This is a genomic window from Streptosporangium amethystogenes subsp. fukuiense (assembly GCF_042665875.1).
Classification (GTDB): domain Bacteria; phylum Actinomycetota; class Actinomycetes; order Streptosporangiales; family Streptosporangiaceae; genus Streptosporangium; species Streptosporangium fukuiense.
The window spans coordinates 5,397,698-5,422,544 of record NZ_JBHTEE010000001.1 but is presented as its reverse complement, the minus strand read 5'-3'; the positions used below and the strand labels follow the sequence as shown (position 1 = coordinate 5,422,544).

The 24,847-nt window shown below is 70.5% G+C and carries 19 protein-coding genes and 1 tRNA gene; 15 read left to right on the top strand and 5 right to left on the bottom strand.

Annotation, left to right across the window (positions count from 1 at the left end; translation table 11 throughout):
- Positions 1–29 precede the first annotated feature (29 nt).
- A complete protein-coding gene (locus ACFQVD_RS23135; protein WP_343976011.1) occupies positions 30–407 on the bottom strand; it encodes a response regulator transcription factor in 378 nt (125 codons plus the stop codon).
- Between the two features lie 183 nt (positions 408–590).
- On the opposite strand from ACFQVD_RS23135, the gene ACFQVD_RS23130 reads away from it, so the two are divergent.
- The 11 genes from ACFQVD_RS23130 to ACFQVD_RS23080 all read left to right on the top strand — a co-directional run bounded on the left by ACFQVD_RS23130 (position 591) and on the right by ACFQVD_RS23080 (position 13,266).
- A complete protein-coding gene (locus ACFQVD_RS23130) occupies positions 591–1,772 on the top strand; it encodes a C40 family peptidase (RefSeq protein ID WP_343975913.1) in 1,182 nt (393 codons plus the stop codon).
- Positions 1,773–1,863: 91 nt separating this feature from the next.
- A tRNA-Arg gene (locus tag ACFQVD_RS23125) sits at positions 1,864–1,935 on the top strand.
- 326 nt (positions 1,936–2,261) lie between these two features.
- Positions 2,262–4,277, top strand: coding sequence for a sensor histidine kinase (locus ACFQVD_RS23120; RefSeq protein WP_343975911.1), 2,016 nt, complete (start codon positions 2,262–2,264; stop codon positions 4,275–4,277).
- Positions 4,274–4,924 (top strand): response regulator transcription factor, encoded by a 651-nt coding sequence (locus ACFQVD_RS23115; RefSeq protein WP_343975908.1) that lies wholly within the window; start codon positions 4,274–4,276, stop codon positions 4,922–4,924. Before ACFQVD_RS23120 ends, ACFQVD_RS23115 begins: the two co-directional genes overlap by 4 nt.
- A 237-nt stretch (positions 4,925–5,161) precedes the next feature.
- Positions 5,162–5,782, top strand: coding sequence for a hypothetical protein (locus tag ACFQVD_RS23110; protein WP_343975905.1), 621 nt, complete (start codon positions 5,162–5,164; stop codon positions 5,780–5,782).
- Between the two features lie 764 nt (positions 5,783–6,546).
- Entirely contained in the window at positions 6,547–7,263 is a 717-nt protein-coding gene (locus ACFQVD_RS23105) for a Crp/Fnr family transcriptional regulator (RefSeq protein ID WP_343975902.1), read from the top strand.
- A 137-nt stretch (positions 7,264–7,400) separates the two neighbouring features.
- The gene (locus ACFQVD_RS23100; RefSeq protein ID WP_343975899.1) at positions 7,401–8,105 is read left to right on the top strand and encodes a hypothetical protein; all 705 of its coding nucleotides are present in this window, start codon (positions 7,401–7,403) and stop codon (positions 8,103–8,105) included.
- A gap of 17 nt (positions 8,106–8,122) precedes the next feature.
- Entirely contained in the window at positions 8,123–8,464 is a 342-nt protein-coding gene (locus ACFQVD_RS23095) for a hypothetical protein (protein ID WP_343975896.1), read from the top strand.
- A complete protein-coding gene (locus ACFQVD_RS23090; RefSeq protein ID WP_343975893.1) occupies positions 8,461–10,569 on the top strand; it encodes a hypothetical protein in 2,109 nt (702 codons plus the stop codon). The genes ACFQVD_RS23095 and ACFQVD_RS23090 overlap by 4 nt, the downstream gene beginning before the upstream one ends.
- A complete protein-coding gene (locus ACFQVD_RS23085; protein ID WP_343975890.1) occupies positions 10,566–11,969 on the top strand; it encodes a hypothetical protein in 1,404 nt (467 codons plus the stop codon). The genes ACFQVD_RS23090 and ACFQVD_RS23085 overlap by 4 nt, the downstream gene beginning before the upstream one ends.
- On the top strand, positions 11,959–13,266 hold the full coding sequence (locus ACFQVD_RS23080) for a DUF4407 domain-containing protein (protein WP_343975887.1): 1,308 nt from the start codon (positions 11,959–11,961) through the stop codon (positions 13,264–13,266). The genes ACFQVD_RS23085 and ACFQVD_RS23080 overlap by 11 nt, the downstream gene beginning before the upstream one ends.
- 259 nt (positions 13,267–13,525) lie before the next feature.
- On the opposite strand, the gene ACFQVD_RS23075 is transcribed toward ACFQVD_RS23080, so the two are convergent.
- Positions 13,526–15,292: a PD-(D/E)XK nuclease family protein gene (locus ACFQVD_RS23075; protein ID WP_343975884.1), complete on the bottom strand. Its 1,767-nt coding sequence runs from the start codon at positions 15,290–15,292 to the stop codon at positions 13,526–13,528.
- A gap of 480 nt (positions 15,293–15,772) precedes the next feature.
- Here ACFQVD_RS23075 and ACFQVD_RS23070 point away from each other — a divergent pair, with 480 nt between their 5' ends.
- From ACFQVD_RS23070 to ACFQVD_RS23060, 3 genes are read left to right on the top strand one after another with little or no spacing between them, the layout of a single operon-like run.
- Positions 15,773–16,645: a polyphosphate polymerase domain-containing protein gene (locus tag ACFQVD_RS23070; RefSeq protein ID WP_343975881.1), complete on the top strand. Its 873-nt coding sequence runs from the start codon at positions 15,773–15,775 to the stop codon at positions 16,643–16,645.
- 16 nt (positions 16,646–16,661) lie between these two features.
- On the top strand, positions 16,662–17,339 hold the full coding sequence (locus tag ACFQVD_RS23065) for a DUF4956 domain-containing protein (RefSeq protein WP_343975878.1): 678 nt from the start codon (positions 16,662–16,664) through the stop codon (positions 17,337–17,339).
- Between the two features lie 6 nt (positions 17,340–17,345).
- Complete coding sequence (locus ACFQVD_RS23060) at positions 17,346–19,076, top strand: CotH kinase family protein (protein WP_343975875.1); 1,731 nt, start codon at positions 17,346–17,348, stop codon at positions 19,074–19,076.
- A 156-nt stretch (positions 19,077–19,232) separates the two neighbouring features.
- Here ACFQVD_RS23060 and ACFQVD_RS23055 read toward each other — a convergent pair whose 3' ends face one another.
- The 3 genes from ACFQVD_RS23055 to ACFQVD_RS23045 all read right to left on the bottom strand — a co-directional run bounded on the left by ACFQVD_RS23055 (position 19,233) and on the right by ACFQVD_RS23045 (position 22,870).
- Positions 19,233–20,381 carry an NAD(P)/FAD-dependent oxidoreductase gene (locus tag ACFQVD_RS23055; protein WP_343975872.1) on the bottom strand — a complete coding sequence of 383 codons (1,149 nt, stop codon included), beginning with the start codon at positions 20,379–20,381 and terminating at the stop codon, positions 19,233–19,235.
- A gap of 111 nt (positions 20,382–20,492) precedes the next feature.
- Positions 20,493–21,458, bottom strand: coding sequence for a TIGR03557 family F420-dependent LLM class oxidoreductase (locus ACFQVD_RS23050; RefSeq protein ID WP_343975869.1), 966 nt, complete (start codon positions 21,456–21,458; stop codon positions 20,493–20,495).
- 77 nt (positions 21,459–21,535) lie between these two features.
- Positions 21,536–22,870 (bottom strand): NAD(P)/FAD-dependent oxidoreductase, encoded by a 1,335-nt coding sequence (locus ACFQVD_RS23045; protein ID WP_343975866.1) that lies wholly within the window; start codon positions 22,868–22,870, stop codon positions 21,536–21,538.
- Positions 22,871–23,144: 274 nt separating this feature from the next.
- Here ACFQVD_RS23045 and ctaD point away from each other — a divergent pair, with 274 nt between their 5' ends.
- A complete protein-coding gene (ctaD, locus tag ACFQVD_RS23040) occupies positions 23,145–24,845 on the top strand; it encodes an aa3-type cytochrome oxidase subunit I (RefSeq protein ID WP_386271995.1) in 1,701 nt (566 codons plus the stop codon).
- Positions 24,846–24,847: the final 2 nt, after the last annotated feature.

The window sequence follows — 24,847 nt, the reverse complement described above, 5'->3', positions numbered from 1 at the left end:
CCTGATCGGCCGCCGAGGCAGGACTCGCGCTAACCGCTGCGCGCGGTCAGGGCCAGATCGCGGACGACCTGGATCAGCTCGGCGGGGTCGAAGGGTTTCGTCAGGTAGGCGTCGACTCCGATCCCGAGCCCCCGCCGCTTGTCGTCCTCCTGCGCCCGCGCGGTGATCAGGACCACCTTGATATGCCTGGTCCCCTTGTCGCCCCGCAGCCTGGTGGCGGTCATCCAGCCGTCCAGTCTGGGCATCATGACGTCCAGCGTGATGACGTCGGGCATCACGTCCAGCACCCGGTCCAGGCAGTCCTGCCCGTCGGAGGCCGTGTCGACCTGGAACCCCTCCAGGGTCAGGTTGACCGCGATGAGCTGCCGGATGACGTCGTCGTCATCCACTACCAGAACTCTGCCCAGAACCTCTCCCACGGCGTGAGGCTAACCCCTCTTTCCCGTCCCCGCGCGGGTTTCCGCGGATGTGTACGCACAGTTGTCCACAGGCGACAGGTTTTCCACAGAATCCTGTTCGGCTCCTTGGGGATCACCCTCTCCCGCCGATTCTGGGGCCTCGATCCTTCAGCGAGCCCAAGGAGGGCGTGCGTGATCACCGCACTCGTCACCGTCTCCATCCTCTCGGCGACCCTCGTGGGGAGCCTCCAGCTCCCCGCGCCCCGCCTCTCCCCGGAAGCCTGCGACATCTGGGCCGGTCTGCTCTCCACGGCCGCCCCGCGCCGGCTGCCGGAGGAGATCCGCACCGTCCTCACCTCCGCCTGCGAGGTCCGGCGCCCCGTTCTCCAGGACACGGGAGCCCTGAAGGACCGCCCCGCGCCGACACTGCCCGGCACCGTCCTTCCGGGCATGGACGGCGACCGGCAGACGACCTTCTCGGATCCGGACGGCAGCCGGCCGGTGGACCTCTCGGACGAGGACGGTGAGTGGACGGGCGCCCCTCGAAGTCCTGACGGCGGACTGACGGTCTACTCCCAGGGCTCCCAGGGCTCCCAGGGGGAGCATGACGAACGGCCGGGAAGCGACAGCCCTCAGGGAGGTGACCACTCCCGCCGCGTCCGACGGCTCGTCACCCCTCCGGGTTCCTCTGCCAGGACCGCCACAGGTCCCCTCGCCGGTGCTTCGGTGGATCCTCCTGTCGGTTCGAGTTCCGCCTCCGCCCCCTCGGCGAAGCGGGGGGCTCCTCGGGCCTCCTCCCGGCCGGAGCCCTCGCGAGCGCTCGCCGAGCGATCACAGCGCCCCCCACGCGGGTGGGAAACGCCATCCGGCGGATGGGCGGCGCCCTCACTCGGCCGGAAAGCCCCATTCAGGGGGCGGGCGGCGTCCGCACGCGGGCAGGCGGCGGTCTCGCGTGGACGCGGCGCGCCCTCGCGGGGACAGATCGCAGCGGTCGCGGCGCTCCGCCAGGTCGGCAGGCCGTACGTCTGGGGCGGCGGTTCGAGCGCCGGCCCGACCGGTGGGGGCTTCGACTGCTCAGGGCTCGCCCTGCACGCCTGGTCCAGGGCCGGGGCCAGGCTCCCCCACTACACCGGAGCCCAGTTCAGGCAGGGCCGCCGGGTGCCGTTCTCGCAGCTCCGAGCGGGAGACCTGGTCTTCTTCGGCGGAGGTGTCAAAGACCCCACCCACGTGGGCGTCTACGTGAAGGACGGCGTCATGGTCCACGCCCCGGGGACCGGTGACGTCGTCAGGACGACCGACTTCGCCGCCTCGGCCTACCACCTCTCCCGCTACCGGGGCGCCGTCCGACCCTCCCCGAGCCGGCCCGCCGGATGATCCTTCGTCCCCGAGCTCTCCCCGAAGATCGCTCGCTCCCCGAAGTGAGTGTCGGTCAACCCCAGGATGCTGGTAATGTAATGACGCGTTGGCCCCCTTAGCTCAGGGGATAGAGCACCGGCCTCCGGAGCCGGGAGCGCAAGTTCGAATCTTGCAGGGGGCACTTCTCAACAGCCAGGTCGGACAGGGTCCGGCCTGGCTGTCTGCTTGATCGGGCCGGATTCCGGTCTCGCCGTCTCGTGACGGTGGAAGGTAAAGAAATCCGGCAAGTGGCGTAGTTCCGCGTAATGGGGCGAACCATCGGCAAGCCCGGCTGTGTCCATTCCAGGCAGGACGCGGATCCCGGCCGGGATGTCACTCCTGCATGACTGGGTGCTATATGGCACTCTGGGCGATGTGCCCGACCCTTCTCTCGCCGGTCGCGTCCAGGCCCCGCCGGGGCACTCCTCCGGCGGCCATGCTGTCTCCACGGTCGGTGGTGCCTCTGCCATGGATCGGCGCCTGGCGGTTGGGGCGGTGGCTCTCGCCGCGCTGTGCGTCGTGGCCTACGGGGCCGCCACCTGGCTTGACGTGGTGACCGGGACGGTGACGCGGCCCGAGCCACTGAACTGGGCGGTGTGGTCCTCGACGGTGCCCGGCGTGGCCTTCACGATCGCCGGGACCGTGCTGGCGGTGCGCCTGCCCCGCCACCTCATGACCTGGCTGCTCATCGCCGGAGGCGTCGTCGCCGCCGTGAACGGCCTGGCCGCCGCGTACGCGGTGCTGTCGCTGACCCGCCACGGTGGCGTACTGCCGCTGACCCCGGCCGCGGTCTACGCCGGGGCGCGGCTGGGGCCGCTTTTGAACCTGTTTCCGCTGCTGGTGCTGCTGTTCTTTCCTGATGGGCGGCTGCCGTCACCGAGGTGGCGCTGGGCCGCGTGGCTGTCGCTGGGCACTACGGGCCTGACGGTCGTGCTGTTCCTCACCGTCCCGTGGCGGATCGAATCGCCGGGCATGAACTGGCCGGGACTTGATCCGCCGTTCCCGCCACTTCCGGATGCGGTGTGGCGCTCGGCACTGGTGACGGCGCCGGCGCTGCTGGTGGTGGGCCTGCTGGTGGCGGTGGCGGCCTTCGCCTGGCGGTTCCGGGGTTCGGCGGGCGTTCGGCGGGCGCAGCTTCGCTGGATGCTGATGGCGGCGCTGCTGAACGCGATGCTGATCCTGGCTTCCGCCCTGCTGGACGGGTTGCCGCAGGACCTGTCGTTCGTCGTCTCCCTGGTGGTGCTCGCAGCGGCGGTCATGGTGGCGGTGAGCCGGTACCGGCTCTATGACATCGACCCGGTGCTCGGCTGGACCCTCCTGTACGGCGGGCTCGCGGTCGCCGTCGTGGCGATCGACGTGCCGGTCTTCGTGGGGCTGGGGGCGATCATCGACGAGCCGGTGGCGGCGGTTCTGGCGGCGGTCCTGGTCGGCATGGTCTACGCGCCGCTACGGGAGCGGGTCCGGCGGTGGGTGAACCGGGTGTTGATGGGGCGGACGGAGCCGTACGAGGTGGTCTCGGCCCTTGCTCGGAGGCTTGAGGAGTCCGTGCGGCCGGAGGAGTTGTTGCTGCAGGTGGCGAAAGCGGTGTCGGCGGCGTTCCGTTCGCCGTACGTGCGGGTCGAGCTGGACCGAGCGGACGGGAAGACCGTCGTGGTGGAGCACGGCACGCCTCGCGAGGACGTTGTGGTGCTGCCGTTCGCCTACCGGGACGCGTCGATCGGGCGGCTTGTCCTGGTACTGCGCGCGAGTGCGTGGCCGGCCGAATCCGACCAGCGACTGCTGGCCGACGTGGTACGGCAGGCTGCCGCAGCCGTGCGGGCGACCGCGCTGACCGAGGAACTGCAGCACAGCCGCGAGCGTCTGGTCACCGGCGTGGCCGAGGAGCGGCGCAGGCTGCGCCGGGACCTGCACGACGGGCTGGGGCCCACGCTGGCCGCCGCCGCGCTGAAGGTGGAGGCGGCGCACAACCTGCTCGCCCGGGATCCCGGTGCCGCCCGGGAGGCGCTGGACCAGGTGAGAAAGGATCTTGCCACGATGCTGGGGGACGTGCGGCGGGTCGTGCACGATCTGCGGCCGCCGGCTCTGGACCAGTTCGGCCTGGCCGGCGCGCTGCGGCAGGAGGCCGCCCGGTTCCGTAACGGCGGGCTCGCCGTGCGGGTGGAGACGGAGGGGGACCTGGCGGAGTTGTCCGCCGCGAGCGAGGTGGCGGCGTACCGGATCGTCTGCGAGGCTCTGACCAACGTCGCCCGGCACGCGGGCGCGGACACCTGCCACGTGCGCGTCGCCGTGGCGGGGAACAAGTTGGAGGTCGAGGTGACCGATGACGGGCGCGGGGTCCTGCCGGGCGCCGTGGTGGGGGTGGGCTTGGTCGGCATGCGTGAGCGCGCGGAGGAGTTGGGCGGCCAGTGCGCGGTCGGGGCCGGCCGCGGCGGCGGAACCCGGGTCCACGCCGTCCTGCCCGCCGGGGCGGTGACCTCCTCGTGACGCCGCGCGTACTGATCGCCGACGATCATCCCGTGTACCGGGACGGTCTGTGCATGATGCTCGCCTCGACCGGCCAGGCCGAGGTGGTGGGCACGGTCGCGGACGGGGAGAGGGCCGTCGCCGAGGCCGTCCGGCTGCGCCCCCAGGTCGTGGTGATGGATCTGCGGATGCCCCGGATGGACGGCGTGCAGGCCACCGAGCGGATCGTCGCCACCTGCCCGGATACGCACGTGCTGGTGCTCACGATGCACGAGGACGACGAGAGTGTCTTCGCCGCCATGCTCGCCGGCGCTCGCGGCTACCTGCTCAAGGGGGCTGATCAGGCGGAGATCCTGCGCGCCATCACGGCGGTGGCCAGCGGGGAAGTGATCTTCGGGCCGGCGCTCGCGGGGCGGGTGACGCGCTACTTCGCCCGGCTGGCTGTGGCCCGCCCGGCCCGAGAGGGGGCATTCCCCCAGCTCACCGGCCGGGAACGGGAGATACTCGACCTGATCGCGGCCGGCCTGTCCAATCGGATGATCGCCGAGCGGCTGTCGCTGGCGCCCAAGACGGTGCGTAACAACGTGTCCAACGTTTTCACCAAGCTTCAGGTCGCCGACCGGGCCCAGGCCATCATCCAGGCCCGCGAGGCCGGCCTTGGCCGCTGACCGGCGTGTTCTCGGCCTCGTGCGGGCGGTGCCCACGCACGGGTGAGTGAGCGTTGGTCGACGCCGGCCCCACGCAGCCCGCCCCGCGTGCCTGGGAGCGATGTCCCCGCCGCCCCGGGACGCCTGGCCCAGGTCACGCCGGGCCAACTCGGGACCGCGCGCATGGCCGCGCTCCCTGGGCGCCCGGGACGCACGGCCGGGATCGTGTTGCCACCGACAAGCAACGGAGGAACACCAATGTCCAGCCGCATCGTGCCCAGCAACGTCAATCCCACCGAGCCCGTCGCGATCCGACGTACCGCGAACCCGGCGTGGATCCGGATCGCTGGACTGCTCCTGGCCGCCGGGTCCGTCTCCTGGGCGGTCGGCACCGTCATCGTCGGGGAAAAGATCAAGGAAGGCATCCAGACCCTCGACACCATCACCGGGATGCTGTTCGTCGTGGGCATGTTCGCCTTCGTCTGGACGGTGCTGGCCACCCGCGGCGTCGGCGACGGGTGGGCCCGGATCGTCCCGGCCGGTCTGCTCGTGCTGTTCGTCGGCGCGTTCCTGCTCAACGCGCTGTCCTTCGGCTACGCCAGGCACGAGGATTTCCCGCTGCCGCTGATGATCATGGACGCCTGCTGGCCGCTCAGCCAGATCGGCATGCTGGTCCTGGGCATCATCCTCGCGGTCAAGGCCCGCTACCAGGGAGCGCTGCGGTGGCTGCCGCTGCTGGTCGGCATGTGGTTCCCGGTGTCCATAGTGGCCGACATCGTTGGCGGTGGCACCTTCTCGGTGTACGTCAGCGGGGTGTGGCTGGTCGTCATGCACGCCCACCTGGGTGTCCGCCTCGCCGTTCGTCCCGTCTCACGGTAGGGACGCCCAAGGGGTCGCCGTTGAGGCGGAACTCGACGGCGATGGCGGCACGGTGAGTTCGCGGGGCACCACATCCCCGGGCGCGGCCACATCCTCCGCCGCCACGACCCCGCGCGGAGTGACCTCGAGAATCCTCTCGGGGGCACCAGCGATCTACCAGGGAAATCCGGCAGCGACCTGCGGGAACGCAGGTCGTTTCGCGTTCCGGGGTGTGCCATCGATGGCAGCCGGATGCCATGATCACGTACGAGGAGCGTACGGAGCAACCGGCGGCTGCCGGTGAATGTGCCTAACGGCACCTGTGGCCGGGTTACAGATGTACGGCAGGCCCGCGCTGTGGCTGACACTCGCACCGCGTTGCGACTCCAGAGTGAAGGATTTCATGTGTCAAGCATCTCGGCCGGAAGGTGGAGCAGATGCCGTTCGGCAGATGGCGCCCGGCGTTAGTCAGCTGAGCCTCCCCCGGTTCTCCGGACACTTGACCTGAGGTCACCCCTTGAGGTGAACGGCTCGCCCTTCGGGCGGGGACGGTTCGGTCTGAAAATCCGCGAGCGCGAGCGGTGGGAGCCGATGATCGGGGCTCGGCATCCTGTCGCCAGGCGGCGCCGGTGTCGTTCCGCGCTCGGCGGGACGACCTCACCTGCGGGCCGCGCTTGAACACACGGGAGCCGACCCGGCGGGCGCGGCCGTGGGCGCGACGGAACCCATGGGCCGCCTCCGCGGACGCGGTCCGGGGCGGTCCTCGCGTGCGAGACTCGGTGTCCGTGTCCGTACAGTCATCGCGCGGGGCCTGGCCCGCGAACACGCTCTTGGACCGGCTCCCTCCGAACGTCGTCACGGACCTGCTGGCGCTCGGCGGCGTCAGGCGGTACGCGGTCGGCGAGATCCTGATCCGGCAGGGTGAAGACCGCGACCATGTCGTCCACCTTCTCCAGTCCACCCGTGTCTCGCGTCCCGCGTGCGTCAAGGTGGTCGCCGCGCTGCCCGACGGCGGGGAGACCCTTCTCGGCATCAGGGTGAGCGGTGATCTGGTCGGCGAGCTCGCGCCGCTGTCGAACCGGCCGCGCTCGGCCACCGTGGTGGCCTGCTCGCCCACGTTGACGCGGGCCATCCCCGGTGAGGTGTTCCGGGCCTTCCTCGACCGCAACCCGGTCGCGTGGTCCGCTGTCACGCGGATGATCGCTGACCGGCTGTCCTCCGCCAACCACCACCGGCTGGAGATCGCCCAACACGGCGTGACGGCCCGCCTCGCCCATGTCCTGGCCCAGCTCGTGGAGCGGCACGGTCAGCGACGCCCAGGGGGCGGCCACGACCTCGGCATCGGCCTGACCCACTACGAGCTGGGGCAGCTCATCGGGGCGCGTGAGGACGCGGTCGGCAAGGCTCTGCGGACGTTGAAGGGCAGAGGGCTCGTGAGCGTCGGCTACCGGCAGATCATCGTCTTCGACCCGCTGCTTCTCCGCGGCTTTCATGGCGAATGAGGAGAATGGGAGATTTTGTCGGGAAATTCGCTGCGATATCTCTCGTGAATGCCGTACGAATCAGGCATCTGGGGATCTTGGCCATGGCAAACTGTCCCCACTTCGCGCCTCTGCCGCTTGACGGAGGATTATTCGCAATGAACAGATTGAACAGACGGGGACTGCTTCTGGGCGCCGACGTCGCAGGCTACGGCAAAGGGGACTCCTCCCGCCAGTTCGCCGTACAGGGCGCTTTCCTGCAGCTCGTGAGCGAGGCCGCGGCATGCGCGCGCCTCGACAGGGACACCTGGCTCAGACAGCCGTCGGGCGACGGCGAGCTCGCCGTCATCCCCGACGACGGCTCCGAGCCGCAGGTGGTGGACGATTTCGTGCGCCATCTCAACGTTCTTCTGGGGCGCCACAACGAGGGGACGGATCCCTCGTTCAGACTTCGACTCCGGGTCGCCGTCCATTTCGGGATGACCAGCCCCGCTGCCAACGGCATAGCGGGCAAGGCCGTCGTGGAGGTCAGCCGCATGCTGGATTCGGCCGTGCTGCACGAGGCCCTCCAGACGACGCCCGACGCCAACCTGGCGCTCATGGTCTCCCAGCGCGTCTACGAGGACACCGTCGAGTACGGCCTGACCACCTACGCGGGGGACGACTTCCGGCAGGTGACGGTCAGGCACAAGGAGTTCGAGCAGTCGGCGTGGATCCACGTCCCCCGAGCGGCGGTCGAGGGCCCGGCCGACGCCGGACCCGCCGACCCGAGGGGCGCCGCCCCGCGGCAGGTCGTCGTCAACCAGTTCTGGGAGACCGTCCAAGCCGACGGCTCCGTCATCGGAATCTCCAACAACCGCTGACCACCGCAAGGATCGACATGAGCGCTGCTAACCTGCCCGAGGTCGCCGACACCCTGTGGAGCGCGGTGTCCACCGGTGGCCTCGAACGAGTCGGCGCGATGGGTACGGAGAGCGCCGCCAGGGGGTTGTTCGCCCTCTGGAACCGCATCCGCGCCCACCGCTCCGGCAGGGGCCAGAACGAGGAGCCGGAGAACAGGGAGGAACTCTGCCAGACCCTTCTCGAACTCGCGACGGACGCTTCGGCCGCCCGCCTGATCCAGGAGTTCCATGCCGAGCAGGCCGTCTCCAACGTGTTCAACGACGAAGTCGTCGTGCGAGGGGGCACGATCGGCATCAGTAACGGCCCGAGGCGGCCTTGACCGCCGTCGACGGGCCGGCGCCGGCCACCGCGAGGAGCTCGGACGAAACCCCCGAGGGGGCGAGGGAGGCCCGGCGGGAGTACGGGCAGGACCAGCAGGGGCTCCGCCAGGACCAGCAGGTCTTCAACCGCTTCTTCGGGCCGGTGCTCCTCACCGGCGGCTCGACGCTCGGCGTCGCGAACGCCGGAGACGAGCCCGTCGCCAAGGCCGCAAGCCGCCGGATGACCGGCCCCGTCCCCGCCGTGGAGATCGCCTCCGCGTTGGGGCGCTACGCCGTTCCCGCCCTCCACACCCGGGCGATGGCCGGCCTGCGCGCCCACCACGTGGTCGTGCTGTACGGCGAGGGCGGCACCGGCCGCCGCACCGCGGCGATCAACATGCTGCACGCCGCCGCCCCCCGCTCCCTGGTGGCGCTCTCACCCGCCGAGACGCTGGACAAGCTCGCCGCCGACCAGGTCTACCGGGAGGGCAACGGCTATCTGCTGTGCGGACTGTCCGCCGGTGACCTTCAGGCCGAGGCGGCGGACTTCGTGCTCGGCAGACTCGCCCTGCGCGTCCAGGAGGCCGGAGCCTGGCTGGTGATCACCAGCCAGGCCGCCCTGGGAGACCCCCGGTCCGCGGCCGTGCCGCACTTCCGTTGGGAGCGTCCGGGGACGGTGGCGGTCCTCACCACGCACGGAGTGGCCGCCGAGCTGGCCGAGTCGGCGGCCGAACGGCTAGGGGAGACGACGCCGCTGAGCGACGTGGTCCGGCTCGCCGAGCACCTCGTCGCCGGCTCCGGACTGGAGGACGCGCTCGGCCGTACCGGCATGGGGGCGGCCGAGCAGATCGAAAGCTGGCTCGACGACGAGCGCCGCACCGACGAGGAGGTGCTGGAGGCCGCCGCCCTGCTGTTCCTCGAAGGCATGCCGGAGCAGCGCTTCGAGGCGCACCTGGCCAGGCTCACCGCCGGTGTCCCCGCTCCAGAGCAGGAGGGGGCCGGTGACCAGGGGACGCCGCTTCCCGCGCGGCGACTGCTGGACGGGCGGCGGCCCCGCCGCGACGCGCGTTCCATCATCAAGGTCGAGGAGCGGATCACCGACATGGACCTGGACGTGCCGGGTCCGCCGCGGCGATGCCTGGTGTTCAGGTCGCCCGCCGTGCACGAGCGGGTCGGGGCCGAGCTGAGCCTGCAGTTCGGCGAGCGCTTCTGGGAGCCGATCTTCACCTGGTTGCACGAGACCGTCCAGATCGCCGACGTCGAGACCCGCATGCAGATCGCCCGGGGGCTGGCGATCCTCGCGAGTTACGGACATTTCGACACGGTTCGCGAGAGATTCCTGCAACCCTGGTCGGAAGGCGCCTACGGGGCGCGGGCCTGGGTGACCGCGCCGAAGGTGGTGTGGTGGATGAGCGCCCACGACCCCATCGCCGCGATGGCGGTGCGGACGGCCATCCGGTGGGCGCGCAGCAACAACCCGGCACGCAGGCAGGCGGCCTGCCTGGCCTTCGCCGGTGAGATGGGCGTCCGCTACCCGGCCGACGCGACGAAGTGGCTGTGGCACCTCGTCACGACGGAACCCGAGCCGGGGGAGGCCCAGGTGGCCCTCGCGCAACTGTACGCCCTGCTCGTGGAGATCGCTCCGGCCGACGCCAGAGCGATCCTCGCCGACCTCGGCAGACGGCTCGCGCACAGGCAGACGGCCGACAGGCGGGAGCGCATCCTGAAGACGCTGCTCCTGGTCATGGCGGTGTTCGGGGTGAGCGGCGACCACCCCGCCGCGGCCCGTCACCTGCTGGCACGTGCCGAGGACCTGCCGGACATGGCGGCCCTGTGGGCCGTGGCGCTGTGCCACCGGCCCGTGCGCTCCGCCGCGTTCGGCGTCCTCTACGACCTGCTGTGCGCCGTCGGCACGGCCGGCCGTACGCCCGAGGAGCATCTCAGGATGATCGGCGACGCGTTGCACGAGGCACTGCCGGAGCACGAGCGCGAGCCGTTCCGCGCCGGGTTCGAGCGTTACGTGATCCGCAGAAGGGCCGGTGGGGACACCGGCCGCCTCCTGCTCTCCATCCTGCTCAACGTCTTCAGGCCACCGGCGCCTGTTGCCCTCCCGGAGCGTCGATGACAGTCACATATCCGATAATCAGCCAGGACCGGCTCGAACCGGTCACCAGGCGGCGGAGGTTCCTGCGCCGCGGCGACCGGCGCGAGCCGAACGCGGTCCCGAGCCCCCTGCCCCGCGAGGTGGTGGTCCTGCGGGTCGGCGACCGGCTGGTCAGGGCCGACGACGGCGGGCGGCGCGGGCAGGAGGACCTCGACAACGCCACCAGCTACTGCGTCGTGGACACCACGCAGGACCGGCCGGTGACCGTGGAGCTGCGCATCCCCTCCGACGGGGTGGACGAGTTCACGGTCAGGGCCGTCTTCCTGTGCACCGTCAGAGACCCGGTGCGCGTGGTCGAGGCGGGGCCGGAGGACATGCGGAGACGGCTGGAGGTGTACATCGCCGGATGCCAGGCGCTCCAGCGGGCGGGCGCGGCCTTCGAGGTGACGCGGGCCGTGGCGGCCAAGGACGACGCGCTGGACGTGCTCTCCGACTACTGCCGGATCAGGCCGCTGGTGGTGCCCGGCATGTACCTCGAACTGAGCGGCCTCGAACTGCTGACGCCCGACGAGCTCCGCGAGGAGCGGCGGCAGGAGGAGAAGGCGCGCAAGGAGCGGGAGCAGGCGCTGCAGGCCGAGGAGGAGCGGATCAGGGACCGCCAGTACATCGAGCGCCTGGAGCTCGAACTGGAGGAGGCCCGGCTGGAGAACACGCGACGCCTGGAACCCCTCAAGCGTGACCTGGAGGACGACAGGACGCGCGCCGGCCGGGAACGGCAGGTCGATGAGGAGCGCTTCACCTGGGAGCGGCAGCACGAGGACGACGCGCAGCGCAGGCTGCGCGACCGCCGCCAGCGTGCATTCGACCTGGAGGAGGTGGAGGCGCTGAGCAGGGGACTGGACGGCCCGGAGAAGCTGGAGGCGATGGCCCGCGTACAAGGCGAGCTGACCGCGTCCGAGCAGCTCGCCAGGTCCGACGGCGAGCGGCGGCGGCGGCACGAGGAGAGCGCGGAGAGGTTCAGGGCGCAGCAGGCGGCCCAGGAGACGAGGGAGCTGGCCGACCGGGAGCAACAGAGCCGGGAACGGGCGTGGCGGTTGGAGCGGGCGGACCGGGAGTGGCACCGGAAGGTCGAGTTGGAGGACCGCGAGGCCGAGGCGCAGCTGGAGGTGCTGCGCCTGCTGACCCAGCAGGGCCACGGGAGCGACATGCCGCTCGACCAGTTCATGAAGCAGCTGATGAGCGACATCACCGCCAACCGTCGGCCGATCGGCCGCGCCCCGGACGGGACCGGGGAGCGGGCCGCGCTGCAGCGGGGCGGGACAGAGACCGGCGCCGGTGACGCGGAGGCGCCGCGGGACCGGCCCCGGCGGCCGGAGCCGGAGGACCACGAGGGACTGGCGGTGGACGACTTTGGCGATTGACACGGCCGATCCCGTCACGGGCCCGATCGACATCCCGCCGTCCGGCCGCGGTCGCGGCAGGGGCGCGGGCAGGATCCTGCGCGCGGTGGTCGGGGTGGACGAGGACCTCATGGACAGGGTTCCGGAGGAGCGGCCCAAGTACACCCGGCAGGGCGCGCTCGTCGTGGCCACTGCGGCGATGGCGGCGGTGTCGATGGGATACGCCGTCTTCGACGTCTTCGACGCCCCCTGGCCGGTGATCGCCGGTCTGGCCCTGGTGTGGGGCGTGCTCATCGGCATCCTCGACTCCTGGCTGGTCATCAGCCTCAACGGGGTGACCGGGCGGGGCCGCAGGCGGCTGCTGCTTCCCCGTCTCCTCATCTCGGCCGTGGTCGGTGTGATCATCGCGGAGCCGCTGACCATCAGGGTGTTCGAGCCCACCATCGTCCAGCGGATCGGGGAGGACCAGCAGAAGGCGGACAAGGACCTGCTCAGCGCGTACCTGTCCTGCCATTCGCCCGCCGGGGCTCCCGGGGCCGTCTCGATCGCCTGCGAGAACTACCGGCTGCCCGTCGCCGCCCCGAACGACACCGGCTCACTGACGACCAAGCAGCGCGAGCTGGGCCGCCTGGAGACCACGATCAAGCGGACCGAGGGCATCTGGACCGGAAAACAGCGGCTGGCCAGGCTGGAGTGCGCGGGCGAGGGCGGCTCGGAGAGCGGGTTCTCCGGCCTGGTAGGGGAGGGGCCGCGATGCGCGCGGCTGACCCGGGAGGCCGAAGACTACGAGCAGAGCAGCGGCATCCAGCAGATGTACGCCAGGCGTGCCGCGCTGAACGAGGAGATCGGGCGGCTCACCGACACCGCGCGTGACTCCGGCAAGGACTATGACGCCGCCGTGGTCGCCGCGGCCGAGAAGGAGGTCGCCCGGCAGCAGCGCAATCGTCCGTCCAGGCCGGACCTACTGAAGAAGATCGAGACGCTGAACGTACTCTCGGCGGAGAAGCCGGCGGTGCTGCTCGGGCACATCTTCCTGACCCTGCTGTTCCTGCTTATCGACTGCTCACCGGTGCTGACCAAGCTGCTCAGCCGCCCGACCATGTACGACCTCCGGCTGGCGGTGCTGCTGTCCGACCGGGCGGACGCGCACGACACCCAACTGCGCCGGACCAAGCGGCGCCGCCGCAACCGCGACGACCTGGACGCGCACCGTCAGGATCTCGTGGTACGGCGGGGCATGGCCGACGCCTCCCGGGAGGCCGGCATCGAGGACGCCATGCGGGAGGCGCAGGCCAGGAAACGACTCGACGACCGGTGACTCCCGGGGACGGGGGGTGCGGCGGGACCGCCGGCGTGGGGAGCCACTACGGCTCGTAATCCCGTAGACGTACGCCCCCGGCCTCCACGCGGTCGCCGTGGCCCTGATGGAGTGCCGCCTCGCTGACGGCCACGGCGATGAGGGCACCACGGGCGTGATCGACCTGCTCGCTCGCTGGGGTGTGTCCTGTGGATCTCCCCGCGACAGGGAGATCCACAGGACACGCCCCAGGGGCCTCCTGGCGTTGCTCTCCAGCGGCTCAGAACGGAGGTTCGTCGTCGGGTTCGGGGTCGGCGAGGATGGCCGCGAGCGCTTCGAGGTGACCGTCCAGCCGGCCGGGGCTCGCCAGGACCTCCCCGGTGAGGGGATCGAAGGTGAGATCGTCCACCGCGGGTAGGCCGGAACCCGAGGCGTCCGGGCACCAGCGGGACACCGGGCAGAACCGGCACCAGGCTCCCGGGGTGGCACGGAAGACGACATCGCGATGCCAGGACCGGACCCGATCGAGGACGACCGCCTGGGCGGTCGAGACGGTCGCCGGGTCGGTCGCGTCGAAGGTGAGCACCTCGGCGGAGTCCGGGGTGAGCTGCTCCAGCTCGACCAGCCCGTCGGTGTCCCCGAAGACGCCGGCGGCGATCAGGCGGACCGCCAGGGCGAGCTGGGGGACCATCTCCAGCGCGTTTCCCACGGTGATGCCGCGCGGCACGGCCGACGTCTTCTGCTCGCGGTAGACGAGGCGTCCGTCCACCCGGCGGAGGAGATCCGGGTGGGCGAGCACCAGCACATCGGCCCGCGCGTCGTACGCGGCGACCTTCGGCTCGGGTCTGATCTCGGTGACCTCGCCCGGACCGCGCAGTGGGCATACCGTCAGATGCCGGAGCAGGTACGGCCGGGCCCGGTGGTACTCCTGGCGCTCCATCAACTCGTCGGCGATGCCGCAGTCATCGGCGCCCGACTCCGGCAGGTCCGCCAGGGTGCAGGGCCTGCCACGGGTGTGCGCGGCCTCAAGCCACGCGTGCGCGTGCCGGCCGCGCTCGGCGGACGGGCTCGTCTCCCGGTCGCCGGGCAGCCGGAGCTCTCGCAGGTGAGCCTGTGCCGGGCAGACTTGGTAGTAGCGGGACGTCGTGATCGACCATGTCCGCAGGTGCGTGCCCCGGTCGTCGAGGCCGAGCAGGCCGGGGGCGTGTGCGAGGTCCCCGCAGGAGGTCCGTGCCTTGCACTCGGCGCAGTCCCGGCCCGGGGCCCGGCCGCCACCGGCCAGCAGCCGGGCCGTCGCGGGTCTGACGTTCGAGGCGTAGGCGCCGCGGATCCCCTCCAGATCCGCCGTGTCGACAAGGACCTGCTCCGTGCCGGTGGTCAACCCGACCTCGACCACCCGTACTCGCCGGGGGGCGGGAACGGGCCGCACCGGGACGGGGATGGCGCGATGCAGCTCCGACGGCTCCGTCACCTGCTTGCCGACCGCCGCCACGTACGCCATCGCCTGGGTGGACGGAACATCCGTGCCGCCCAGGGGGCGGCGCAGGCGCATCCGCCGGAACTCCACCGTCGTACCGTCCGGTGAGCCGTACCACCGGCCCCACACGGTGAGGGACCGCATCTCCGCGGGGGACCGGCCGCCCTGGACGATCCGCGGCCGGTGCTCGGGCCGGAGCTCCACCCCCTCGGAGGCGAGTGTGGCGGCCAGGCTCTCGGAGACCTCCAGGTAGGTGTGGCAGGCGTGCTCGATCCAGTTGGCGACTCCCGGATGCACGGTGTCGCGGGCGTTTCCGAGGACCCTCGGCAGCGCCTCGTCGATCGGGGTGCCCTCGAACTCGACAGCGTCGAGCACGCCCATCACCAGGCCGAGCGGAAAGGTCTCCCAGGGCGCGTACCTGCGCCTTTCGGAGACCCGCGGCCACAGTTTCGGGCGAGCCTTGACCGCCGCGAAGTCTCCGCAGTCACCGTCCCGGCGGTCGAGCAGGCTCGCCGACAGCCTGACGACATCGGGGTTTCCGGTGAATTCGGTACTGGAGGGCTGACTCAACGCACTCTCCTCGGTATGGGGGAAGTAAAGAGGTGCTACTGCGCTGTAACACAGTGAAACATATTGTGAATTAGAGTCACAAGTTTTGTGATGATAGATGGAAATCCCCAGATGAAACATGGCGGCCGAGTATCCGTCGCGGGGCGAGGACCGGCCCCTTTCGCGGTCCGCGTTTAACGACGGGTTACCGCCGTTCGTCCGCCGGATGAATGGAAGTTGACACGCTTCTCAGACGACTCTCATCGAGGGCACGTAGAACGACGTCATGAACGGTTCGGTCGCGGCGAAGGCGCTGGTCGCCGGTGACGGGCCCGACATCCGTGAGTCGCCGTCCGGGGCACTCCGGCCGGGCGGCCTCGCCGTGCGGACCGCCGCTCGCGGGACGCGCGCGTCCGGAGCGTCCCGCGCCGGGGGCTCGGACACCTCGCTCCCGGGTTCGCACCATGACATGTCCGCCGACGCTCTCTCGAATGGAGCAACATGCTGCGCAGACTTCGCAGGTCGTCCGCGATCGCGGACAGCCCCGCGGATCCCGGGGACGGTGGCGGGGACGGGCGGGTGCCCGATTCCGGGCACGCGCTGCGTGCGCCGAGCAGGCTGCACGCGTTCAACCGCTACGAGATCAAGTATCTGGTCGACACCGGTCTGGTGGACGGGCTCCGGGACGAGATGGAGCGGCGGCTCGACCGTGACGCGCACAGCGGGGACGAGGGGTACGGCATCTGGAGTGTCTACTACGACACCCGCGGGCTCCGCTTCTACTGGGAGAAGATCGAGGGCCTGAAGTTCCGGCGGAAGCTGCGGATCAGGCACTACGGCGACCGTTTCAAGGTCACCGCGGACACTCCGGTGTTCGTCGAGATCAAGCAGCGGGTCAACCGGGTCACCCAGAAGCGCCGGGTCTGCCTGCCGTACGCCGACGCGCTGCGGTTGTGCGACGGGCGCGAGCCGGTCGAGCACACCGAGGCGGAGCGGCCCTTCGTCGAGGAGGTTCTGGACCTGGTCTGCAGGCTCGACCTGCGGGCCACCGCGATGACCGGCTACCAGCGGCACGCCTATGTGGGCCGGGACGCCGACGTCGGCCTCCGGGTCACCTTCGACCAGCGCGTACGGGGCCGCGACCGGGACTTCCACATCGGCGCCGACGCCCAGAACCGGTTCATCGTCCCGCCCACCAAATCGATCATCGAGGTCAAGGCGAACGAGCGGGTTCCCTACTGGCTCACCGATCTGACCGCCAAACGGAACCTGCAGGTGGTGCGGGTCTCCAAGTACTGCCAGAGCGTGGAGGCCTTCGGCCGGGCCCCTCGGTCGATCTTCCACGTCCCCGACCATGACCCCCACTCCGCCTGATGGAGGCGTAACCCCCATGAACTTCGATTTCCAGGACCTGTCCGGCACCTTCAGCGTGATGGACATCGCCATCGCGATGTCGCTGTCGTTCGTGCTCAGCGTGATGATCGGCTGGGTGTACCGGGCGACGCACCGCAACGTCTCCTACAGCCAGTCCTACGTCCAGACGCTGGTCATCCTCGGCATGATCATCTCGCTGATCATGCTGGTCGTCGGTTCCAACATCGCGCGCGCGTTCGCGCTGGTCGGCGCGCTCTCCGTGGTCCGGTTCCGCAATGCGATCAAGGAGACCCGGGACGTCGGTTTCATCTTCCTGGTGATGGCCGTCGGCATGGCCGTGGGCACCCGCTTCTACGTCCTGGCCGCCGTCGCCGCCGTGGCGATCTCGCTGGTCATCATGATCATGAATCGCTTCAACTGGTTCCACCTGAACGTCCAGCGCCAGGTGGTCAAGGTTCAGGTGCCCTCGGACGAGGACTACACCCACACGATCCAGGACGTGCTGATCCGGCACACCGACGAGTTCGAACTGGTGAGCATGGAGTCGATCCGCGGTGGCGCGCTGACCGAGCTGATGTACACGGTCAAGATCAAGAAGGGTGGCGAGCCCTCGAACCTGATCGCGGCCCTGCGGGAGCGCAACAGCGGCCAGCCGGTCACGGTCCTGACCGGGTACGACCAGACCGACCTGTAGGCGGCCATGACCATTCCCAAGAACCGGCCGCGGCTGCGGCACCGGATTCCGGTCAGGCTCCGGCACCACTGGAGGGTGGTCGCCGTCTTCGCCGTGTTCCTGCTGGTGGTGGGTGCGGGCTTCGGCACCGGGACGATCCGGCCCTACGTCACCACCGGGCAGGTCGCCGCGGCGCGGACGGTCACCCAGGACATCGCGGGCACCCAGGACATCTTCGACACCGCGCTCTCGCACAGCGTCCAGATCACGTTCAAGGACGGGGCCTACCGGGACATGCTGGAGGAGTACTTCAAGGAGGGGGAGAAGAAGTACGTCGAGGCCGACCTGGTCATCGACGGGACCACCCTGCCGAGCGTGGGCATCCGGCTGAAGGGCAACTCCACGTTGAGGGGGCTCACCTGGAACGGCAAGTCCCGCACCGGGGAGCGGGGCGGCGGCCCCGGCGGCGGGCGCCCGGGGAACTTCCAGCCTCCGGAGGGCTTCCAACCTCCCGAGGGCTTCCAACCCCCGGAGGGCTTCCAGCCGCCGGACGGCGGTGCGGAGGGTGGCGGGCTGGGGCGGGGTCCGGGCGGTGCCATGACCGCGCTCAAGGCGGAGGAACCCGAGAACCTGCCCTGGCTGATCAGCTTCGACGAGTTCGTGGAGGGGCGCCGCTACCAGGGGCACTCGCAGATGGCCGTGCGTCCCGCGACCGGGCAGTCCCCGACCCTGCTGAACGAGGCACTGGCGATCTCGCTGGTCGGCGCGGCCGGCGAGCCGACCCAGCGGTACACCTACAGCTCGTTCACGGTCAACGGCCGCTCCTCGGCTCCACGTCTGCTGGTGGAGTATCTCGACGAGGGATACGCGGAGCGGCTCGGCGACGGCGTGCTGTACAAGTCGCTCGCCTCAAGCGGCTTCAGCTACAAGGGAGAGGACCAGACCGCCTACGGCACCGACTTCAAACAGGTCAACAAGGTGGGAGGTAAGGACCTGCAGCCGATCATCGACCTGGTCAAGTGGGTGGAGCAGGCCTCCGACGAGGAGTTCGCCGCCGGGCTGGCCGACCGGGTGGACGTGGAGTCCTTCGCCCGCTATCTCGTCCTGCAGAACCTGACGGTCAACTTCGACGACATGAGCGGTCCCGGGCGTAACTACTACCTGTGGTACGACCTGGACGACAAGAAGTTCACCGTCATCGCCTGGGACCTCAACTTCGCCTTCAACGGCAACGCCACGGCGGGACCGAACGACACGATCGGCATGGGGTTCGGCAGGGGCGGCCCGACGCAGGAGGCGGGGTCCCAGGCTCAGCCGGCCCAGGAGTCGCGGTCCCAGTCCCGGCCGACCGGGAGCGGGCAGCCGCAGGTTCAGCCGACGCGAGGCGGGCAGCCACAGGGCGGTGCCGGTCAGGACGGTGCCGGTCAGGACGGTGCCGGTCAGGACGGTGTCAGCCGGGAGGGCGGCGCGCGTCAGATCAGCCCGATGGGCGGGCCGCGGATGGGCCACGTCTTGAAGGACAGGTTCCTGAAGGCGCCCGCCTTCAAGAAGGTCTACGAGGAGCAGTACCGGAACCTGTACCAGAGGCTCCTGGGAGGCGGAGCCGCCGCCACGCTGCTCGACGACATCGTGAAGTCCTACCGGCTGAACGAGGGCGCCGACACCGCCAAGGTCGAGGCCGACGCCACGTCGCTCCGTACCACCCTCAAGACCCGCGCCGAGGCGCTGGGCTCGGACAAGGTGATCGCCGGCGGGTGATCCCGCGAGGAACGGCGGAGTCCCGCCGTTCCTCGCTCCCTTTCCTCTAACCGCGATGAGGACCACGAGGCGCGGATCGGCGTCGTTGACCGGTGGTTCTCAGGTGGCCGGGAGAAACCGCCGTGCCGTCACCTGGGGAGCGTGCGTGTGCGGTGTTCAGCGCCGTCGGACGCCGCTCGCGATCCAGCGGCGGACCACGGCCAGTGCCAGCGGGAGCGGTACGGTGCCCGCGCCGAGGCCCACGTCGACCAGCAGGTCGAACACCTCCTTGCGGCGGGCGGCCGTGTCGATCGCCGCGTCGATGAAGCCGGGTGACTGGGCGGCGAGGGCGAGCACGTCCGTGGTGCGCAGGTGCCGTCCGAGTGCCTTCCTCAGCTCGCGCCGGTAGGCGGGCAGCGGATCGGCGGCGGCCCGCACGGCCGCCTCGCCGGCGAGGCGGCCGGAGACCAGGGCGTAGTAGATGCCCTCGCCGGTGAGCGGGTTGATGAGACCGGCGGCGTCGCCGGCGAGCATCACCCGCCCGGAGCCCGGCCTCGGCCGCCCCGGGGACAGGGGCAGGTGGTGGGCGCGCAGGTCGTGGGGGCTCAGCTGGGGCAGCAGTTCGGCGAGCCGGCCGTGCAGCACCTCGCGGCCCGGCAGGCCGGTGGCGCGCAGCCTGGGCAGGAGCATCCCGAAGCCGATGTTGGCGGTGCCGTCGCCGATGGGGAACGACCACGCGTACGCGGGCCATCCGTCCTGCTGCATGAAGATGGACTGCACGTCGTCGTCGGCGGGTACGTCGGCGTAGCCGCGTACGGCGATCGCGGTGTGCCTGTCGGGGGCGGGGGAGACGCCGATGAGGCGCCGCATCGTCGAGTTGGCCCCGTCGGCGGCGACGACGGCACGGGCGGTGACGGTGCCGTCGAGGACGATGCGGTCGTCGAGGACGGCGAGCGAGCGGACGTGGTGGCGGCGGACCTCGACACCGCGGGCACGGGCGGCGTCGACGAGGCGGGCGTCGAAGACCCGGCGGGGGACGACATGGTTGGGCCGGGCGGAGGTGGCCGAGACACGCGCGCCGCCGGGGGAGACCACCGCCAGGCGCCGCGCCGGCCGGTGGTCGGCGATGAGGTCGGGGATGCCCAGCAGGGCGAGTTCGTCACGGCAGTGGGCGGCGATGCCGTCGCCGCAGGCCTTGTCGCGGGGGAAGTCGGCCCGATCGAGTAGGAGCACCCGCGCGTCAGGCCGGAGCTGCCTCGCGCGCAGTGCGGCCGCCGCCCCCGCGGGCCCACCGCCGACGACCGCCAGATCCCACACGTCATTCACCCGGGTGAACCTTCCCTGTGCGCTCTTGCGGAACCGCCTGGCCGTCGCTCCCCGCGAAGGGAGGATCGACCCGGCCTCCGGACCATCTCGCCCGTTTCCCGCCGGGAGCCACTAGAGGCGGCTCAGGGCGGGAAGCAGTTCCTTCTCGGACCAGTCGAAGAACATGCCCTGGTGCTCGTGGCCGATCTGGACCAGGGCGACGTGCGTGAAACCGGCGTCGGTGTAGGCGCGCACCGCCTCCACCACGGCGTCCACGTCGGGACCGCACGGCACCTTCGCCGTGATGTCCTCCGGTCGCACGGTCTGGGCGCCGGCGGCGAAGTTGACGGGCCCGGGGAGCTCGGCCATGACCTTCCAGCCGGCCGCCGACCAGCGCCACAGCCGGTGCGCCCGCTCCGTGGCGGCCGCCACGTCGGGGTCGTAGCAGATCGCGAGCTGGCCGTAGACGGGCTTGCCCGCGCCGCCCGCGTCGGCGAACACGCGCACCAGGTCCGCGTCGGGGTCGATCGCGACCAGCGCGTCCCCGTACTCGGCGGCGATGTTCCCCGAACGGCCGCCAGAGGCGGCGATCGCCAGCGGGACGGGCTGCTCGGGCAGGTCGAACAGCTTGGCCGAGTCGACGTCGAAGAACTCGCCACGATAGTTGACGTACTCGCCCTCGAACAGCTCCCTGATGATCTGTATGGCCTCCCTGAACATCAGGTGCCGGGTGTCGGCCGACGGCCAGCCCTCCCCGATCACGTGCTCGTTGAGGTTCTCCCCCGCGCCCAGCCCCAGCGTGAAGCGGCCCTCGCTCAGCACTCCCATGGTCGCCGCCTTCTGCGCCACCACCGCCGGGTGGTAGCGCATGATCGGGCAGGTCACGTACGTCATCAGGGGCAGTCGCGCGGTGGCCTGCGCGGCCGCGCCGAGCACCGACCAGGCGTACGGGGAGTGCCCCATCTCCTCCAGCCACGGGAAGTAGTGGTCGGAGATGACCGCGTAGTCGAAGCCGACCCGCTCGGCCGTGGCGACGTCCTCGACCAGCTGCCTGGCGGGTGTCTGCTCGCACATCATCGTGTAACCGATTTCTGCCATACCCGGCCCCTTACCCCGCTTCGGTGTGGCATCGCCGAGAGGGTCGAAGATTTCGCCGTCCTTTACGCTTCATCCGCTCAGGCTCGCCTCGCCGGCTCGGGCTCCGGGGCGCTCACTCCGTGCGGGCGCTCGGGGGTGGTGGAGGTGAGCGGGACCTCCGCGCCGCTGACCATGCCCAGCTGGACGGTCTGGCGGGGCAGCACGAGGTCCAGCAGCCAGCTTCCGGCGATGCGCGCCCGGCCGTGCGGGACGGCCAGCAGGTGGTAACCCCGGGTCACCGCCTTGGCGACCATGCCGGACAGCGGCACGCCCAGCGGGTCCGCGGCGGCGGCGGCCCCGCCCAGGTCGACGGCGAACCCCAGGTCGTTGTGCCGGTACGGCCGGAGCCGTCCGCGACCGTACGAGGCGGCGATGTTGCGGGCGGCACGTCTGCCCTGGCGGCCGGCGTGCTGGGCGGTCATCGCGGTGTACCGGCCGGGGCGGGTGAGGTCCGGCACCGCGGCCGCGTCGCCGCAGGCGTAGATCTCCGGGTGTCCCGGCACCCGCAGGTATTCGTCGACGAGCAGCCGCCCCTTCTCGGTCGGCAGCCCCAGTGACTCCACCATCGGGTCGGGGCGCACGCCGACGCACCAGATCAGCGACCGGGTCGCCACGAACTCCCCGTCGGAGAGTTCGACGCCGTTCGCCGTCGCCTCGGCCACGCTCGTACCGGTGCGGATCTCCACGCCCCGCTCCGACAGCGTTCGGTGCGCGGTCCGCGACAGGCGCTCGTCGAGTTCGGGGAGGATGCGCGGGGCGACGTCGGCGAGGATCCAGCGGACCGGCTGGTCACGCAGCTCCGGCAGCCTCCTGAGGATGTCGAGGGTGAGCAACTGTCCCTGGGCCGCCACCTCGGTACCGGTGTACCCGGCGCCCACGACCACGAAGGTGCATCGGGCCCTGCGCTCCTCGGGGGAGGAGGTGGCGGCCAGTTCGATCTGGCGGATCAGGTGGTCGCGCAGGTAGAGGGCCTCGGCGATGCTGCGGAAACCGTGGGCGTGCTCGGCGACACCGGGTATGGGGAGCAGCTTGTTGACGCTGCCGACCGCGATCACCAGGCGGTCGTAGCTCAGCTCACGGGGGTTGCCCTCGGCGTCCGTGCACCTCAGGCGGCGTGCCTCGATGTCGACGGTGTCCGCGGTGGCGAGCAGATGCCGCACGCCGGGGTGGTTTCCGGCCAGCGGGATCGCCACCTTGCGCGGGTCGAGGATCCCCGCCGCGACCTCGGGCAGCAGCGGCAGGTAGAGGAAGTAGTCGGTCGGGTTGATCAGGACGATCTCGATCGCGCCCTTCGCCATCCTGGAAAGGGTGCGAACCGCGGTGAAGCCCGCGAACCCTCCTCCGATCACGACGACGCGCTGTCGCTGGGCCATGAGGTGTTCCTTTCGACGCTCCGTATTCCAGCGGAGTGCCCTTTTCACTCCCGGGTCAAGCACGGCGGGGCGTCCCATGCCGCCCACCCGGGCCGGCGAGGTCCGGATGAGGGCGATTAATCGCCAGGTCAGCGCGCGGGCAAGATGGCGGAAGGGAGCGAGTGGGAGTGACTTTTCCTGGGGATGGCGGGATGGAAGGCGGCGGGGATCGGATGCCGCGCCGGTTCGAGGATGGGCCGGTTCATGGACGAGCCGGTTTCCGAGGGGGTGGGCTGTGACGACCTCCGAGCAGTCAAGTGAGGAGCCGCTGACCTCACCGCTGGCGCCGCGCAACCGGGTGCCGGGCTCACTGGTCGTGAACTGGCTGACCAGCACCGACCACAAGGTGATCGGGTACCTGTACATGATCACCGCGTTCGTCTTCTTCGTGCTCGCCGGGCTCATGGCCATGATCATCCGGGCGGAGCTCATCCAGCCGGGCATGCAGGTGGTGAGCCTGGAGCGGTACAACCAGATGTTCACCATGCACGGCGGGGCCATGCTGCTGCTGTTCGCGACCCCGCTGTTCGCCGGGTTCGCCAACGTGATCATGCCGCTGCAGATCGGATCGCCGGACGTGGCGTTCCCCCGGCTCAACATGGTGAGCTACTGGCTCTTCCTCTTCGGCGGCGTCATCGTCATCTTCGGTTTCCTCACCACCGGCGGCGCCGCCGACTTCGGCTGGACGTCGTACGCGCCGCTCTCCACGGCGCCTCACTCCCCGCAGGTCGGCGGTGACCTGTGGATCGTGGGCCTGGTGATGGCCGGTCTCGGCACGATCCTCGGCTCGGTCAACTTCATCACCACGATCATCTGCATGCGGGCCCCCGGGATGACGATGTTCCGCATGCCGATCTTCACCTGGAACGTGCTGCTGACCGGCCTGCTGGTGCTGATGGCCTTCCCGGTGCTGTCCGCCGCGCTGCTCGCGCTGGAGGCCAGCCGCAGGCACGGCGCCCACGTCTACGATCCGCAGACCGGGGGAGCGCTGCTCTGGCAGCACCTGTTCTGGTTCTTCGGCCACCCGGAGGTCTACATCATCGCGCTGCCGTTCTTCGGCATCATCACCGAGGTGATCCCCGTCTTCAGCCGCAAGCCGATCTTCGGCTACATCGGCCTGGTCGGCGCGACCATCGCCATCGCGGGGCTGTCGATGACCGTGTGGGCGCACCACATGTTCACCACCGGACAGGTGCTGCTGCCCTTCTTCTCCTTCATGTCGTTCCTGATAGCCATCCCGACGGGGGTGAAGTTCTTCAACTGGGCCGGCACCATGTGGCGCGGGCACATATCGATGGAATCACCGATGATGTTCGCCGTCGGTTTCCTGGTCACCTTCCTGCTCGGCGGGCTGACCGGGGTCATCCTGGCCTCCCCGCCGCTGGACTTCCAGGTGCACGACTCGTACTTCGTGGTCGCGCACTTCCACTACGTGGTCTTCGGCACCGTGGTGTTCGCGATGTTCGCCGGCTTCTACTTCTGGTGGCCGAAGATGACCGGCAAGATGCTGCACGAGGGGCTGGGCAAGCTGCACTTCTGGATGCTGTTCATCGGCTTCCAGGCCACCTTCCTGGTCCAGCACTGGCTGGGCGCGCAGGGCATGCCGCGCCGCTACGGCGACTACAGCCCGATCGACGGGTTCACCACGCTCAACCTGGTCTCCTCGCTCGGCGCGTTCCTGCTCGGCGCCTCCACGCTGCCGTTCCTCTACAACCTCTGGCACACCGCGCGCCACGCCCGGCGGGTGACCGTGGACGACCCGTGGGGGTTCGGAAACTCACTGGAGTGGGCCACCTCCTGCCCGCCGCCCCGGCACAACTTCACCTCGATCCCGACCATCCGCTCGGAGCGGCCGGCCTTCGACCTGCATCACCCGAGGATCGCGAACCAGCCGCGCCAGCTCGACCCGACGGCCGGGCTCCGGGAGGAGATCTGAGC

What these genes read in the sequence shown, in the direction of transcription:
- ACFQVD_RS23120 (WP_343975911.1), top strand. Translation starts at nt 2,262, where the DNA reads ATGGATCGGCGCCTGGCGGTTGGGGCGGTGGCTCTCGCCGCGCTGTGC.
- ACFQVD_RS23110 (WP_343975905.1), top strand. Translation starts at nt 5,162, where the DNA reads ATGTCCAGCCGCATCGTGCCCAGCAACGTCAATCCCACCGAGCCCGTC.
- ACFQVD_RS23100 (WP_343975899.1), top strand. Translation starts at nt 7,401, where the DNA reads ATGAACAGATTGAACAGACGGGGACTGCTTCTGGGCGCCGACGTCGCA.
- ACFQVD_RS23095 (WP_343975896.1), top strand. Translation starts at nt 8,123, where the DNA reads ATGAGCGCTGCTAACCTGCCCGAGGTCGCCGACACCCTGTGGAGCGCG.
- ACFQVD_RS23085 (WP_343975890.1), top strand. Translation starts at nt 10,566, where the DNA reads ATGACAGTCACATATCCGATAATCAGCCAGGACCGGCTCGAACCGGTC.
- ACFQVD_RS23070 (WP_343975881.1), top strand. Translation starts at nt 15,773, where the DNA reads ATGCTGCGCAGACTTCGCAGGTCGTCCGCGATCGCGGACAGCCCCGCG.
- ACFQVD_RS23065 (WP_343975878.1), top strand. Translation starts at nt 16,662, where the DNA reads ATGAACTTCGATTTCCAGGACCTGTCCGGCACCTTCAGCGTGATGGAC.
- ACFQVD_RS23060 (WP_343975875.1), top strand. Translation starts at nt 17,346, where the DNA reads ATGACCATTCCCAAGAACCGGCCGCGGCTGCGGCACCGGATTCCGGTC.
- ACFQVD_RS23050 (WP_343975869.1), bottom strand. Translation starts at nt 21,458, where the DNA reads ATGGCAGAAATCGGTTACACGATGATGTGCGAGCAGACACCCGCCAGG.
- ACFQVD_RS23045 (WP_343975866.1), bottom strand. Translation starts at nt 22,870, where the DNA reads ATGGCCCAGCGACAGCGCGTCGTCGTGATCGGAGGAGGGTTCGCGGGC.